We start from the raw sequence: 14,651 nt of genomic DNA on the forward strand, positions 1-14,651 counted from the left end.
GTGTCGCCCCCACGATATTCGCTCGTGATCCCTATCTGCAACGAGGAAGAGGTGCTGCCTCGACTAATCGGGCGGATCAAGTTGCTGCTTCACCGGCTGGATGGAGACGCGGAGGTTATCTTCATTGACGACGGGAGCCGGGACGGAAGCGTCAACTGCCTTCGGGAGGTCATCGCCGCTGAGTCGGGTTTTCGGCTGATCGAGCTTTCCCGCAATTTCGGACACCAGATCGCGATCACGGCCGGCATGGATGCCGCCAAGGGCGACGCCGTGATCGTGATGGACGCCGACCTTCAGGATCCGCCGGAGGTCGTTCTAGATCTGGTGGCGAAGTGGAAGGAAGGGTTCGAGATCGTTTGTGCCCGGCGCGTCAGCCGGCAGGGTGAAACCTGGTTCAAGCGATTCACCGCTCGTGTCTTCTACCGTTTGCTGAGGCGGATGACGACCGTCGACATTCCGCGCGATGTCGGCGACTTCCGCCTGGTGGGTCGCAAGGCCTTGGAAACCTTCAAGCACATGCCCGAACATGATCGTTTTGTCAGGGGCATGTTCGGCTGGATGGGTTTCAACCAGGCTGTCGTACCCTTTGAACGTCCGGCGCGAACAATGGGTGAGACCAAGTACCCATTCTGGAAAATGGTGCATCTTGCGGTTCACGGCATCGTCAGCTTCTCGGAAAAGCCGCTACACATGGCGCTCTGGGGCGGATTGATCATTTCGGCGTTTGCCGCGCTGCTTGGCGGTTATGCGATGTTCGCCTGGATCTTCGAGACAGGGGTCGTTGCCGGCTGGACATCCGTCGTAGTGGTAGTCTCGCTTCTGTGCGGCATCAATCTCTTCATGACGGGCGTGGTTGGGCTCTATGTAGGCAGCATCCATGCCGAAGTGAAACGCCGGCCTCTTTATGTGGTCGAGCGGGTCACGGGCTTCGAGGAGCCGAACCCCGCTGCCGTCCCCGGCAAAAGCCGTGGCGTTCTTTCGCTGAGCCCGGATCGGAAGCTCGGTTGATGGCCAGCCTGTTCGACGACTACCGGAACGGCTACCGGGAGGCAGTTGAGGGATCGATCGGATTTTCCGGGCTGGGGCATGATTTCTTTCTGAAAGCAAAGGCCGACCTGCTGCGGCGCCTCATGGTCGAGAGGGGTATCGAGCAAGGCGGCGCGGGCGTGCGGGCCTTGGACATTGGCTGCGGCATCGGTTCGCTTCATCGTCATCTCAAAGGTGTCTTCGCGAGCCTGAGCGGCTGCGACGTTTCGGAACAATCGATCCTCCGCGCGCGCACTGACAATCCGGACCACGCCTACAGCGTCTGCGCGTCCGCCGTCCTGCCTTATGGCGATGGCTCCTTCGATCTGGCGTTCGCCAGTTGCGTTCTCCACCACGTTCCGCCAGCCGCGTGGCGCGAATTCTTTCGGGAAATTCGCCGCGTCCTGCGGCCGGGAGGCATGGCCTGCATCATCGAGCATAATCCCTGGAATCCGCTGACGCGCCTCGCCGTTCTGCGGTGCCCTTTCGACAAGGACGCCGTCCTGCTTAGCGCTGGCAAGGTTGAGGCGCTCTTCCGAGCAGCCGGCTTCGGGGAAATCCGGTCGGAGCATTTCCTCCTTTTGCCGCGGGCCGGCCGTCTGGCCAGGAGGTGGGAGCGCGCGTTCGCCCCTCTTCCCCTGGGTGCGCAATATGCGTGCAGTGCGCGCGCCTAGACCGATCGCTGGCTTCGGGCCGAAGCTCGTGCTGCGCTTCGTGCTGGTCGGCATCGCGGCCACGGCGCTGTACGCCATCCTGGCCACGCTATTCATGAACCGGGTCGGCTTGAGCGCCGTCCCGGCCTCCCTCGCCGCCTACGCCGCGGCCGCGCTGTTTTCCTATCTCGCCCACAAATCCGGGACCTTCATGTCGCGCAGACGGCATCGGGCGGAGGCCCCGCGCTTTGTGCTGCTGACGGCGGTGGGGCTCGCGGTGGCCTTTGCAGCGCCGGCGCTGCTGACAGGCGTGCTCGGCCTGCCGGGCATCGTACCCGTGCTGGTTACGTGCATACTGATCCCGACACTCAATCTTCTGGCGCTCGATCGGTGGGTGTTTGCGCGGCGGAAGCCGGATCGGTAGCGCCGGCACCCTCGGTGACCGGGTCCAGCCTGAACGACATCAGCTTGATCGCGCGATCATAGATGTTACTTGCGACCGGCGTCTGCCGAATAGAATCGGGATAGTCGAAGGCGATGTCGAGCACCTCCGCCCCCGCGAGAACCGCCTGCGGGATTACGAAGGAGACCTTTTGAGGCTCATCGCCCGAGAGCGTCGTTTCGTGCAGGCGAACGCCGTTCACCGAGATGATGACCGTCTGCGCGGTTTGCGGCGGGCGAAGCATCGGCGCCATCTCCAACGTGGCCGTCAGACCGCTGGGGATTTCCGGGATTTTTACGCGCAGCCGCGAGGTCTCGCCCAGCGAATATGTGCCGTCGCCGGTCGGCCCGGTCCAGCCGCACACCTTCAAGCCCGCCGCGCGCTTCATCCGCTCCGCCTGCCGCCCCAGGTGCAGAAATGAAACCGTCTCGCCGAGTCTATAGCCGCCGATGCGGTCGCGGTTGAGGCAGGTGGTCGTCTCGTCGATGTAGAAGGCGCGGTAGTCCGGATGCACCCGCGGATTGAGAGCCAGCCCGAGGATAAATATTTCCGCGCCGGCCAGCAGCGCCGCCAGCACATAGCCGCCGGCGAACGCCGCGCGCCGATGCGGCGCCGGGATTCTAGACCAGGGCAAGGTAGCCTCTCATCCACGCGATCGTGGTGAAATAGCAGGCGACCGGCAGCAGCACCAAAGCCGCATAATAGGTCACTCTGTATGTCGCCAGCAGGCTCATGGACAATACGATCAGCGGAGCCAGTCCGACGACATATCTCACCATCGACGCCAGGTTCGTCAGCAGCGGCAGGACGATGCCGAGCGCGCAGAAAAGTGCCGCGCCATACTGCCTGCGAAACGCCAGCACCGCCGAAAGCGCCAGCCCGGCCACGCAGGCGAACGCGCTCCACTGCGGAGCGGTCGGCAGCCATCCGCTCGCCGGCATCGCCGAGAGCCCGTCCCACAGGAACTGGAGCGGATTGCCCGTCACCCGCCCGAAGGCGCGCTGCACGTGGACGAAGGCAAAACCGTCCCCGACGGTTAAATAGAGATACAGCATGTAGGCGAAAAGACCGGCGGGCGAGATGAGGATGGCGACGAGGAGATCCGGCCGCGAAAGCACCCGGCGCGGGAAGGACAGGGCCGATCCGCCATGCGCCCGATGCTCCTGGAGCATCCGGGTCACCGTCGCGAAGACGACGAAGACCCCGACCAGCCGCGTGGCCGACAACAGTGCGGAGAAAGCGCCTGCCCGCAGATAGCTGGACTGTTTCAGCGCCAGGAAGACACATAACGTTAGAAGCACGAATAGGGGCTCGGAGAGGAAAGTGGTGAAATAGAAGGAAAACGGGCCGCTGAGCAGGAAAGCGCAATAGAGCACGTAGGCGCGCATGTTCCTGTCGAGAAGCTGCCAAGCGACCAGGCAGGAGGCGTAGCTCAATGCGATCGACGTGGCGATCGCGACGACCGCCGTGGAAAACGGGAAAACGGCCCTGATCCCCGCAACCAGCATCGGATAGAGCGGAAAGAAGCCCCAGCGCCCGACATTGCTTTCGCCGGGGATCGGAAAGCCTTCATAGCCGTGCTCGGAAATGCCCACATACCAGGAGCAATCCCACCTGCACAGCGATTGCAGATAGGGCTGCAGGCTATGGTCCGGCCAGACCTGCGTGAATGCGGCATAGCGGATCAAAATTCCGCTGATGACGAAGAAAAGCGGCACCACCGCTATGGTCAGCACCGTCAAGCGACCGGCATTCGCGTGCGCAAGGTCATCCAGCACCAAGTCTGCCTCTGCCCATATCGAGTTGCGGCGCCGCTCTCCGCCTGAATCAACCAGTTACGCTGGCTGGTTCAAAACGTTCCGTTCCTTCACGCCAATTTGCGCGCGGGCCAGCGATAGACCTCCATCGGCCCGACCCTGGCTCGGCGCCAGCTCCGCATGGATGTTTTGTTCAAAGTCGGCCCAAGGCGTCGCCCGCTCCGCCACACCCGGCCGGGGGAACAAGCCGGGCAATAAGGGGTTGTAGGAGCGCTTTGCGGTGCTCCTCAAAGGGACGTGGCTATGACAAACAAGCCTTTCGACCGCCCGATCACGGTGGATGACCCTGACGTCGGCAGGATAGAGATCGCTTCGGTTCGCGAGGCCATGGATTATCTTTCCGCCGTGGATTGGCCCTTCGAGGATTTGCTGGAGAAAGCGATACACACCGCCGAAGCCGCCCTTGAGGGAACCTGCTCGACAAGCGATGCCCGCGACGCGTTTCTCAAGGCCGCTCGCGCGGCAAACGTCGTCATCTTCGATTGACGATGGCGTCCGCGCACGATCGGAAGCCCTGCCCGGGAAACTACTTCTCGCACAGCCTCCGCGGCCCGCTATAGGGCTGGAACGTGCAATCCTCGGCCCGGAACGAGCGATAGGCGCGCGAGCATGCCCGCACATTGCACGACACCGGCGTCTCCTCCCCTTCCGCAGTCGCGGTCACCGCCTCCGTCGGCTCCCGGGCCGTATCGCGGGCCGCCGACATGAAATTCTTCCAGATCGCCGCCGGCAGCGAGCCGCCGGTGATCTCGTTCATCGGACTGTCGTCGTCATTGCCGACCCAGACGCCGGCCACCAGCGGCTCGTTGAAGCCGATGAACCAGGCGTCGCGATAATTTTGGCTGGTGCCGGTCTTGCCGGCGGCGAACCCGTCGAGGCTGGCGGCCTTACCGGTGCCGCGGTCGACCACCAGCTGCAACAGCCCGACCAGGTCGCGCTGCGCGCCGCGCAGATCGACTTCGGGCTGCTTCGACGGCCCGACCCGGAACGCCTGCGGCTGGCCCTCGCTCTGGAACGAGACGATGCCCCACGGCTCGATCGGCGCCAGCCCGGCCCGCACCGAGGCGTAGGCGCCGGTCAAGTCGAGCAGGCTGACCTCCGACGCGCCCAGCGCCAGGGCCGGCGTCTCGGTCAGCGGCGCGTCTATGCCGAGCTCGCGTGCCGCCGCCACCACGTTCTTCAGGCCCACCTCCTGCGCCAGATTGACCATCGCGGCGTTGAGCGAGCGCGCGAAGGCCTCGGCGATGGAGACGCGGCCATTATACTCGCCGCCGAAATTTTTAGGCGTCCAGCCGTTTATCTCGACCGGCTCGTCGCGCACCCTGTCGCGCGGCGAATAGCCGGCCTTCAGCGCGGCGTGCAGCACGAACAGCTTGAAGGCCGAGCCCGGCTGCCGCATCGCCGCCGCCGCCCGGTTGAATTCGCTGCCGGCATAGTCGCGCCCGCCCACCATCGCCACCACCGCGCCGTCCGGCGTCATGGCGACCAGCGCCGCCTGCCCGACGCCCGCGGCCTGCTCCGAAGCGAGCCCCTTACGCACTGCCTCCTCCGCCAGCGCCTGCAGTTTCGGCACGATGGTGGTGCGCACATTGATCGTGCCGCGATACGGCCCGGCGATCTCGCGCGCATCGTCGAGCACCCAGTCGGAGAACCAGCTGCCGGCGCGGTGCGCCGGGCGCGCCGGGTTGAGCATTGCGGTTTGCGTCCGCGCCGCCCGCGCTTCCGCCTCGTCGATCGCGCCACTCGCCACCATCACGTCCAGCACGGTCTCGGTCCGCTCGGCAGCGCCCTGCGGGTTTGTGAGCGGGCTGAGCTGCGAGGGCGACCTTATGATGCCGGCCAGCAGCGCCGATTCGGTCAGATTGAGCTGGTTTACCCTCTTGTCGAAATAGATGCGCGCGGCCGCCGGCACCCCGGTCGCGCCGGCGCCGAGATAGATGTTGTTCAGGTAGCGCGTGAGGATCTCGTCTTTGCCGAACCTGGCCTCCAGCCAGAAGGCGATGACCAGTTCCTGGATCTTGCGCTTGAAGGTGCGGTTGCTCTCCAGATAGAGGATTTTTATCAGCTGCTGGGTGATGGTGCTGCCGCCCTCGACCACCCCGCCGGCCAGCAGATTGCGCCAGATCGCCCGCCCGACGCCGCGAAAATCGATGCCGTAATGCTCGTAGAAGCGGCGATCCTCCACCGCCAGCACCGCATCGACCAGATGCGGCGGAAACTCTTCGCGCTTGGCGTAGGCGCCCTGATACGGCCCCTGCTGCACGATTGCCTCGCCGTCGGCGCTTTCGAGCACCACCACCGGCTTCAACGAGCCTTCGGCGATCTCCTGCCAGGGCACGTCGCGCAGCGCCCACCACAGCACGCCGACCGAGACCACGATGAAAGCCAGCACCGACAGCGCCGCCGCCTGCAGCCAGGAATAGCGCCTGCGGCTTTCGACGGCCTGCGGGGAGCCCGGCTCGACACCCGCCTCTCCTGCCCGGTTCCGCCAGCGCTCAGCCAGTCCCGGCAGGCTGCGGATCGAGCCGGCCAGCGCGCCGAGCCGCGCCTCGATCCCTGAATAATCGGCCTCGCGTGTCCGTCTGCCTAGCCGCCTCGCGCCCGCCGCAATGGCCCTCCCCGAGCGGCGTGCTGCGATGCCGAAATCATGGCGCAGCGCCCGGGCGAGTGCCGCCGCCGCCCTGGCGCTGCGGCTGAACGCCGGCCGGCTTTCCTCCACGGGCGCTTCATCCGCCGCGCCGAGTTCCACCTGCGGCTCCGGCGCGGCGGACTGCCCCTCATGATCGCCGATGCTTTTCCCGGCCTTCTTCCTGCCTGCCATGAATGATCTGTCGTTCGCATGTCCCTGCTTCTCGAACTAGCGCGAGCGGCGGCTTCGGAAAGTGCGCTCCCAGGCATTTGAAGCGCCGCGTTGCCCCGCCGCCACGCCCGGTCGGCCGCAATGCCTTGCGCCGGGCCAAACGCCGCGCCTTGCGGCACAAAACGGAAACGCTGCTGGTCTTTCGCCCCCGAATCACTACATTCGGTGTCAATGTCAGGTTTCCCGGACGACATGCCCTTTTTCGACGAGCCGAGCGCCCCGCCCGCCCGCCCGGCTGGCGGCCACGCGCCTTCGGGCATCGCCGCGCGCGCCATGGCCGCGCGCCAGGCTTCCGCGCCCGATTACCTCGCCGGCCTCAACCCCGAGCAGCGCCTCGCGGTCGAGACCACGGAGGGTCCGGTGCTGGTTCTGGCCGGAGCCGGCACGGGCAAGACGCGCGTGCTTACCACCCGCATCGCCCATATCCTTGCCACCGGCCGCGCCTTTCCCAGCCAGATTCTGGCCGTCACCTTCACCAACAAGGCCGCGCGCGAGATGAAGCAGCGCGTCGGCATGCTGGTCGGCGAAGCCATCGAGGGCATGCCGTGGCTCGGCACCTTCCATTCCATCGGCGTAAAAATGCTGCGCCGCCACGCCGAGCTCGCCGGCCTGAAATCCGGCTTCACCATCCTCGACACCGATGACGTCGTGCGCCTGATCAAGCAGTTGATCCAGGCCGAGGGGCTGGACGACAAGCGCTGGCCGGCGCGCCAGTTCGCCATGATGATCGACGGCTGGAAGAACAAGGGCCTCGGCCCCTCGGAAATCCCCGAGGGCGACGCGCGCTCCTTCGCAAACGGCCGGGGCCGCCAGCTCTACCAAGCCTACCAGGAGCGGCTGCAGACGCTCAACGCCTGCGATTTCGGCGATCTCCTGTGCCACCCCATCCGCATCTTCCGCGCCTATCCGGACGTGCTGAAGGAATATCACCGCCGCTTCAAATACATCCTCGTCGACGAATACCAGGACACCAACACCGCGCAGTATATGTGGCTGCGGCTCCTGGCGCAGCGGCCGGAGGAGCCGCGCCGCCCCTCATCCCCTGCCGGACCTTCTCCCCGGGAAAAACGGGGAGAAGGAGGAAGCTCCAACGCTGATGCCCCCCTCTCCCCGTCCTTACGGGGAGAGGGTAAGGGTGAGGGGCAGCGCGACTTTGCGGCCGTGAGCGAAAACAAAAGGCAGCAGATAAATATCTGCTGCGTCGGCGACGACGACCAGTCCATCTATGGCTGGCGCGGGGCCGAGGTCGACAACATCCTCCGCTTCGACAAGGATTTCCCCGGCGCGACCATCATCCGGCTGGAGCGCAACTACCGCTCCACCGCCCACATTCTCGGCGCGGCCTCGCATCTCATCGCCCACAATGAAGGGCGGCTGGGAAAAACCCTGTTCACCGAAAGGGCCGACCCCGACGACGCCAAGGTCCATGTCCACGCCGCCTGGGATTCGGAGGAGGAAGCCCGCGCCGTCGGCGAGACCATCGAGCAGGCGCAGCGCGAAAAGCACAATCTGAACGACATGGCGATCCTTGTGCGCGCGTCCTTCCAGATGCGCGAATTCGAGGACCGGTTCGTCACGCTCGGCCTCAACTACCGCGTCATCGGCGGCCCGCGTTTTTACGAGCGCCAGGAGATCCGCGACGCGCTCGCCTATTTCCGCGTGGTCGCCCAGGGCGCGGACGACCTCGCCTTTGAGCGCATCGTCAACGTGCCCAAGCGCGGCCTCGGCGAAGCCGCCATCCGCCAGGTCCACGACACCGCCCGCGCGCTTGGCGTGCCGATGCTGGAAGCCGCCGAAAAGCTCGCCGAAAGCGACGAGCTGAAGCCGAAGCCGCGCGCCGCACTCCGCGAAGTCGCCGCCAATTTCGCGCGCTGGCAGGCAGCCCTCGACCACACGCCCCATACCGAGCTTGCCGAGACCATTTTGGAAGAGTCCGGCTACACCGACATGTGGAAGAACGACCGTTCGGCGGAAGCGCCGGGCCGGCTCGAAAACCTCAAGGAGCTCATCCGCTCCGTGGAGGAATACGAGTCGCTGCGCTCCTTCCTCGAGCATGTCGCGCTGGTCATGGACGCCGAGCAGCAGGAGAACATGGACGCCGTCAACATCATGACGCTGCACTCGGCGAAAGGCCTCGAATTCGAGACCGTCTTCCTCCCCGGCTGGGAGGAAGGCCTGTTCCCGCACCAGCGCTCGCTCGACGAGGGCGGCCGCTCCGGGCTGGAGGAAGAGCGCCGCCTCGCCTATGTGGGCTTGACCCGCGCCAAGAAGAATCTGCACATCTGGTTCGTCTCCAACCGCCGCATCCACGGCCTCTGGCAGTCGACCATCCCCTCGCGCTTTCTCGACGAGCTGCCCGAAGCCCATGTCGAAATCGACGAGGGCTCATCCTCCTATGGCGGCTACGGTTCGGCCTATGGCGGCGGCAGTTTCGCCTCCGGCCGCGGCGCCAAGGGGGCGGGAAGACAAAATCCCTACGGCGCCTCTCGATTCGACAATCTGGGGGGCGGTTCCGGCGCGGGCGGTGGCTCTTTCTCCAGCACCTACCAGACGCCGGGCTGGCAGCGCGCGCAGCAGAACCGCACCGAGGCGACAGACCGCAATTGGGGCACGCGTTCCGGCCATGCCGTCGAGCGCATCGGCTATGGCGAAACCGATAGCGGCTACGGCGCCGGCCGCGGATCGGTAAAAGGCCGCACCATAGACGGCGAGCTCGTCGCCAAATCCGTCTCCGACACCCCCTCCCCGTTCACGGTCGGCGACCGTGTCTTCCACCAGAAATTCGGCAACGGCAACGTCGTCGCCATCGACGGCAACAAGCTCACAATCGACTTCGACAAGGCCGGCCAGAAACGGGTGCTGGACGGGTTTGTGACGGGGGTTTGAACTTGACTCGTTGCAATAACTCGAAATCCAGATAATCATAGTTTACGTCTCGTTTATAGCTGCAAATCAATGCCTCCATCCGACTTCACAACCATCGGAAATCCAAGAAAAATCAAAATTATGGATTCTATACCGGCGTTGTAGCCGCGCAAAGCGTAGATCTTTTTAACAAACAGGGTGGAAAAATAACTTACAAAGAGCTTAGAAGGATTCCTATTTTTAAATAGCTACTCCGTCTACATTCCGGTTTCCAGTCAGGAGAACATCTCAGAGGGTTCTTGTCATGGTGTTTTTGCTTTAAACGGCATCGTATCCATACATATATTCAATATTGGATTGACTGCGCATCCATCTTCTCTTGTGCCTCGGATCCCTACCCTTCCAGCACCTCTCTGATCACCACCGCCTGGTTGTGCTCCTCGTCCTTGGCCGAATAGACCAGCGTCAGCCGGCCCTTCGCCGCGTGGGCGCGCAACTGGTCTAGCAGGTCGCGCTTTGCCGCGAGCTCATCGCGATAGCGCGTGCGAAATTCATCCCAGCGCTCAGGCTTGTGGCCGAACCATTTGCGCAGCCCCGTCGACGGCCCGATCTCCTTCATCCAGAGATCGACCGCCGCCTTCTCCTTTGTCACTACGCGCGGCCACACCCGGTCGACCAGCACGCGGAACCCGTCGCTCCTCTCCGGCTCGTCATAGACCCGCTTGATCGCAATCCCTGTGCTCACCAGTCCGCTTCCCTTCGCTCCTCTCGACCGCAAATGTGGATAGAATCCGCGTTCCTTCCGGCCCGATCAAAAAATTCGCCTTTCATATCAGCAGGATAGAAGATTTTCGAATAAATTTGGAGCAGCGTTTTGTCCATCGATGCCTCTCCCTCCCGCATAATGGCCTCACCGTTCTTGCGGGAAATCCGGTGCGCACCGGGTATCGGATGAGAGCGGCGGCGCCGGGCCGGTCATGCTGCGGTGGCATGGCTGGGTGATGAGCCCCCAGGTCCGGGCCCGAAGGGAAGGACAGCGTGCGCCAATGCACCCTCCTTCCCAGGGCAAGACGCCGGCGGGGCGCGGGAAACCGGGCCACGTTTACTTTTAGGAGCACGGCCTCGCGCCCCGCTTCCCGACTACTCCTCGCAAATGGGGAGCGTTCTTTGACAATGGCCAGACGCGAGAGCGGGCGTGGCAATGATGAACCGCGCCAACGCCCTACCTCCCCTCGAGGGGAGGTCGGCGAGCGCAGCGAGCCGGGTGGGGTGAATTCCAGATGGCGACGAAGCCCTTGGCCTCCGCTTCGCCCCTACTGCACGTAAACCGTCAGCGCGCCGTCGGCCTCGATCTCTGTCGCCACGATCCTCGGAACCTCGACCTGCTTCTTGTCGAGTTCGGCCATCAGCGCCGGATTGGCCTCGACGGCGCTGCGCAGCTTGGTCAGATCGTCCTGGTGTTCGGTCAGCGCGGTCTGCAACTCGGTCGCGCTGCCGGCCAACTCGCTGATTTTCACCACCTTCACCTCCCCTATGGCGGAGATGGTGCCGATTTGGGTAGCGCTGGTGTCGGTGGCTTTGACCGCCTGAATCACGTCTGCGATCGAGGGCGGCGCGGTCGTCGTAATGGCGCCGGTCGTGTCGATATCGGGCGGCAAGACGCCCGTCGCGGCGCCGCTCTCGGCGCCCGGCACTGGCTCGCTCGTATCCTGGGCAAAAGACGGCGCGGCCAGGCTCGCGATGGCCAACGATGCAGCGGCAAGGGTGATCATGCGTTTCATGATGAATTCCTTTGGCTAGCTTGCCCTTCGGTTGGAAAACAGCCGCCGGCGCTGATGGTTCCGGTTCCCTCGACGCGGAATATGCGAGTTGAACGCGGCGCAGCGCGGTTCCGGGAGGGAACGGTCAGTGGAGCCTGTCGGCTAGGATTGTTCCCAACGTTCGAGAAACGCCTCGATCGACAGCGCCTGCATGTCGGGAACCGCATCGGCGAGTTTTGCGACCGGCCAGTCCCACCACGCCAGGCGCTCGATGCACGCCGAAATCTCTGGCGGAAAACGCAGCCTGAGCCGCCGGGCCGGAACGCCGGCGACGATTTCATATGCGCCGACATCGCGCGTCACCACGGCATTCGTGCCGATCACCGCGCCATTGCCGATCGTCACCCCCGGCATGATCACCGCGCCATGCCCGACCCAAACGTCGTGGCCGATGGTCACCGCCTTCGCCTGCCGCCTTTGTTTGAAAGCAGCGTCGACCCCGAGATAGCGGAAATATTCGTTCGGCCGGTAGCTCACCTTATGCGTGGTCAGCCGTTCCAGCGGGTGTTCCAGCGCATTGATCCTGGTGTTGGCGGCGATCGAGCAGAACTTGCCGATCGTGGTATAGATCGCCTCGGCGTGACGCTCGAAATAGGAGAAGTCGCCAAGCGTCACCTCGCGCAATATGACGCGCTCGCCGACGATCGAATAGCGCCCGAGCCGGCACGATTTGAGCTCCGCCGTCGGGTGGATGCGCGGCTCCGGCGATTTGAAGCGGATGTCTTCCGGCTCGTCCATGGCAGCGGCTTTACGCCGCCGCCGCCCGCCCGGCAAGCAGCGCTATTTCGGCTTGCCGTTGGTCCAGGCCACTTCCTGGCCGTAGAGCGGCACCGTGGTCAGCGACATTTTCGCCGAACCGTCCTGCACCTGACGCGAATGCGAAAGATAGACCAGCGTGTCGTTGGCCTTGTCGTAGATGCGGTTCACCACCTGCTGCTTCCAGATCAGGCTGATGCCCTGGTTGAAGATCTCCTCGCCTTCCTCGTCCATCGAGATGTCGCCGATGGTGATCGGCCCGGTCTGCCGGCACGAGATCGACGAATCGGACGGATCCTCGAACCAGTTGCCCTTCTGCAGCCGGTCGACCATGCCGCGCTCGAAATAGGATACGTGGCAGGTCACGCCCTGCACCTTCGGGTCCGGCACCGCCTCGATGATGATATCATTGCCGAGCCAGTCGACGCCAACCTCGCCGACCTGCTGGGCGAAGGCGGGCAGCGCCGCGCTGACGGCGAAAAGGGCCAAGACCGCAGAAATGCCAAACCGCATCGAAATCTCGCTTCTGTTGAGAACTGCCCGTTCCAATTGGGACCGAGCACCGGACCTTGCAAGAAGAAATCGTCGACGAGTCTCGGATGCGCCAACGGACAGCGGCATCATGGCCTCTTTCTGCCGGGGCTTGGCCGTACTATGTTTACGGGATGAAACAACCCGTTTCGATGCCGGTCGGCACGGCCGCGAAGATACTGGCTGGCGCAGCGCTTCTCGCTGCAGCCACAGGCCTTGCCTTCGCGTCCTGGATCGACCACGGCGCCGCCATCTTCATGACGATGGTCGAAGCGGGCATCTCCTGGTGCTTCTGATCCCCACCGCGCCGGGCGCGTAACAAATCCGATTGGCGAAACCACCCATGATGCGATCCATTCTCGTCGGCATACTCGTCCTGATGGCCGCCGGCATCGGCTGGCTGACCTTCGACTGGTACCGCTCGCAAAATGTCGGCGAACCCTATGGCGGACCGTTCACACTGGTCGATCAGAAAGGCGCCGAGATCACCGAGGCGGCGTTCCGCGGGCATCCCTCGGCGGTCTTCTTCGGCTTCACCCACTGCCCGGAAGTGTGCCCGACCACCCTTTTTGAACTGGACGGCTGGCTGAAGAAGCTGGGTGACGAGGGCAAGGACATCCGCGCCTATTTCGTGACCATCGACCCGGAGCGCGACCGGCCGGAGATCATGAATGCCTATGTGAGCAATGTTTCCGACCGCATCACCGGCATCACCGGCGATCCGGAAAAGGTTGCAGCAATGGCCAAATCCTTCGGCATCTATGCGCGCAAGGTCGATCTGGAAGGCGGCGACTATACGATGGATCACACCGCCTCGATCCTGCTGCTCGACGGCAGCGGCGATTTCGCCGGCACCATCGCCTATGGCGAGAGCGCCGATGCGGCGATCGCCAAGCTGAAGCGGCTGGCGGACGAAGGCTGACGCCGCCCGTTCGCACCCCGCTTACCTCGCTCTCATCGCGAAAAGAAATCCATGACGCAGACCCGCCTTTACCTGACGACCGGGCGCACTGACGCCGCCCGCATCTTCGCGGCCTTTGAGGCAGCGTTCGAGGAGGACGGGTTTCCAATTGCCGTGCTGGAGATGGACGAGGCGCGCGACATCCAGGAGATATCGCTCTACGCCGATGGCGACATAGACGAGATAGAGCAGCGCATGCATGCGGGCTTGGGCGAGCTTTCGCTGCCCAAGGCAATCGAGCGCGAGATCCTGCCGGACGTCGACTGGGTCGCGCGGTCGCTCGAAGGCTTGAAGCCGGTGCGCGCCGGCCGTTTCTTCGTCCACGGCTCGCATGACCGGCAAAAGCGCCGCAGCGGCGATATCGCCATAGAGATAGAAGCAGGCCTGGCCTTCGGAACAGGCCACCACGGCACCACGGCCGGCTGCCTTGAAGTGCTGGAAGAGGTCGCCCGGCGCGAACAACCTCGGAATGCGCTCGACCTTGGCACAGGCAGCGCCGTGCTTGCCATCGCGCTGGCGAAGTTTTCGCACATCCCGGTGCTGGCGACCGACATCGATCCTATCGCGATCAAAGTGGCGACCGACAATGTCCGGCTGAATGGCGTGTCGTCGCTGGTCGAGACGGCGACAGCGCCCGGCTTTCATCATCCGGTGTTTTCGCGGCGCGGGCCCTTCGACCTGATCGTCGCCAACATACTGGCGAGGCCGCTGATGCGGCTTGCCCCGCAAATGGCGCGGCACCTGACGCCCGGCGGCTCCATCGTCCTGTCGGGCATTCTGGCGCGTCAGCGCAACGCGGTACTCGCCGCCTATGCCGGCCAGAAGTTCCGCCACCTCCGCACACTGGAACGCGAGGGCTGGGTGACGCTGCATCTCAAGCGGTAGATACGAAAAGGCGGCCCGGAGGCCGCCTCGAAACC

General features: G+C 64.2%; 16 protein-coding genes. 8 read left to right on the forward strand and 8 right to left on the reverse strand.

All coding sequences use genetic code 11. The features are described from left to right. From ABVK50_RS16905 to ABVK50_RS16915, 3 genes are read left to right on the forward strand one after another with little or no spacing between them, the layout of a single operon-like run. Entirely contained in the window at positions 1-1,008 is a 1,008-nt protein-coding gene (locus ABVK50_RS16905; protein WP_353645476.1) for a glycosyltransferase family 2 protein, read from the forward strand. Next, the gene (locus ABVK50_RS16910) at positions 1,008-1,700 is read left to right on the forward strand and encodes a methyltransferase domain-containing protein (protein WP_353645475.1); all 693 of its coding nucleotides are present in this window, start codon (positions 1,008-1,010) and stop codon (positions 1,698-1,700) included. The genes ABVK50_RS16905 and ABVK50_RS16910 overlap by 1 nt, the downstream gene beginning before the upstream one ends. Beyond that, a complete protein-coding gene (locus ABVK50_RS16915; RefSeq protein ID WP_353645474.1) occupies positions 1,678-2,103 on the forward strand; it encodes a GtrA family protein in 426 nt (141 codons plus the stop codon). The genes ABVK50_RS16910 and ABVK50_RS16915 overlap by 23 nt, the downstream gene beginning before the upstream one ends. Here ABVK50_RS16915 and ABVK50_RS16920 read toward each other — a convergent pair. After that, positions 2,048-2,755, reverse strand: coding sequence for a hypothetical protein (locus tag ABVK50_RS16920; RefSeq protein ID WP_353645473.1), 708 nt, complete (start codon positions 2,753-2,755; stop codon positions 2,048-2,050). The genes ABVK50_RS16915 and ABVK50_RS16920 overlap by 56 nt on opposite strands. Beyond that, the gene (locus ABVK50_RS16925) at positions 2,742-3,899 is read right to left on the reverse strand and encodes a hypothetical protein (protein WP_353645472.1); all 1,158 of its coding nucleotides are present in this window, start codon (positions 3,897-3,899) and stop codon (positions 2,742-2,744) included. Before ABVK50_RS16925 ends, ABVK50_RS16920 begins: the two co-directional genes overlap by 14 nt. A 282-nt stretch (positions 3,900-4,181) precedes the next feature. Between ABVK50_RS16925 and ABVK50_RS16930 the strand changes: the two genes are divergently transcribed. Next, positions 4,182-4,424 carry a DUF982 domain-containing protein gene (locus ABVK50_RS16930; protein ID WP_353645471.1) on the forward strand — a complete coding sequence of 81 codons (243 nt, stop codon included), beginning with the start codon at positions 4,182-4,184 and terminating at the stop codon, positions 4,422-4,424. A gap of 40 nt (positions 4,425-4,464) precedes the next feature. On the opposite strand, the gene ABVK50_RS16935 is transcribed toward ABVK50_RS16930, so the two are convergent. Continuing rightward, complete coding sequence (locus ABVK50_RS16935) at positions 4,465-6,759, reverse strand: PBP1A family penicillin-binding protein (RefSeq protein ID WP_353645470.1); 2,295 nt, start codon at positions 6,757-6,759, stop codon at positions 4,465-4,467. A gap of 210 nt (positions 6,760-6,969) precedes the next feature. On the opposite strand from ABVK50_RS16935, the gene ABVK50_RS16940 reads away from it, so the two are divergent. Next, positions 6,970-9,684, forward strand: coding sequence for a UvrD-helicase domain-containing protein (locus tag ABVK50_RS16940; RefSeq protein ID WP_353645469.1), 2,715 nt, complete (start codon positions 6,970-6,972; stop codon positions 9,682-9,684). Positions 9,685-10,057: 373 nt separating this feature from the next. Here ABVK50_RS16940 and ABVK50_RS16945 read toward each other — a convergent pair whose 3' ends face one another. The 5 genes from ABVK50_RS16945 to ABVK50_RS16965 form a co-directional block, all read right to left on the reverse strand. Next, positions 10,058-10,408 (reverse strand): DUF488 domain-containing protein, encoded by a 351-nt coding sequence (locus ABVK50_RS16945; protein WP_353645468.1) that lies wholly within the window; start codon positions 10,406-10,408, stop codon positions 10,058-10,060. Then, on the reverse strand, positions 10,405-10,545 hold the full coding sequence (locus tag ABVK50_RS16950) for a hypothetical protein (RefSeq protein ID WP_353645466.1): 141 nt from the start codon (positions 10,543-10,545) through the stop codon (positions 10,405-10,407). The genes ABVK50_RS16945 and ABVK50_RS16950 overlap by 4 nt, the downstream gene beginning before the upstream one ends. Before the next feature lie 431 nt (positions 10,546-10,976). Further along, on the reverse strand, positions 10,977-11,435 hold the full coding sequence (locus ABVK50_RS16955) for a hypothetical protein (protein ID WP_353646955.1): 459 nt from the start codon (positions 11,433-11,435) through the stop codon (positions 10,977-10,979). Positions 11,436-11,585: 150 nt separating this feature from the next. Beyond that, positions 11,586-12,221: a DapH/DapD/GlmU-related protein gene (locus tag ABVK50_RS16960; RefSeq protein WP_353645464.1), complete on the reverse strand. Its 636-nt coding sequence runs from the start codon at positions 12,219-12,221 to the stop codon at positions 11,586-11,588. Between the two features lie 42 nt (positions 12,222-12,263). Then, positions 12,264-12,752 carry a CreA family protein gene (locus tag ABVK50_RS16965; RefSeq protein WP_353645463.1) on the reverse strand — a complete coding sequence of 163 codons (489 nt, stop codon included), beginning with the start codon at positions 12,750-12,752 and terminating at the stop codon, positions 12,264-12,266. Between the two features lie 152 nt (positions 12,753-12,904). On the opposite strand from ABVK50_RS16965, the gene ABVK50_RS16970 reads away from it, so the two are divergent. The 3 genes from ABVK50_RS16970 to ABVK50_RS16980 are packed head-to-tail and all read left to right on the forward strand — an operon-like array spanning position 12,905 to position 14,616. Continuing rightward, positions 12,905-13,066, forward strand: coding sequence for a hypothetical protein (locus ABVK50_RS16970; RefSeq protein WP_165033491.1), 162 nt, complete (start codon positions 12,905-12,907; stop codon positions 13,064-13,066). Between the two features lie 47 nt (positions 13,067-13,113). After that, the gene (locus tag ABVK50_RS16975; protein WP_353645462.1) at positions 13,114-13,692 is read left to right on the forward strand and encodes an SCO family protein; all 579 of its coding nucleotides are present in this window, start codon (positions 13,114-13,116) and stop codon (positions 13,690-13,692) included. A gap of 51 nt (positions 13,693-13,743) precedes the next feature. Further along, the gene (locus tag ABVK50_RS16980) at positions 13,744-14,616 is read left to right on the forward strand and encodes a 50S ribosomal protein L11 methyltransferase (RefSeq protein WP_353645461.1); all 873 of its coding nucleotides are present in this window, start codon (positions 13,744-13,746) and stop codon (positions 14,614-14,616) included. The last annotated feature ends 35 nt before the right edge of the window (positions 14,617-14,651 follow it).

Source organism: Mesorhizobium sp. WSM2240 (genome assembly GCF_040438645.1).
Lineage (GTDB): Bacteria > Pseudomonadota > Alphaproteobacteria > Rhizobiales > Rhizobiaceae > Allomesorhizobium.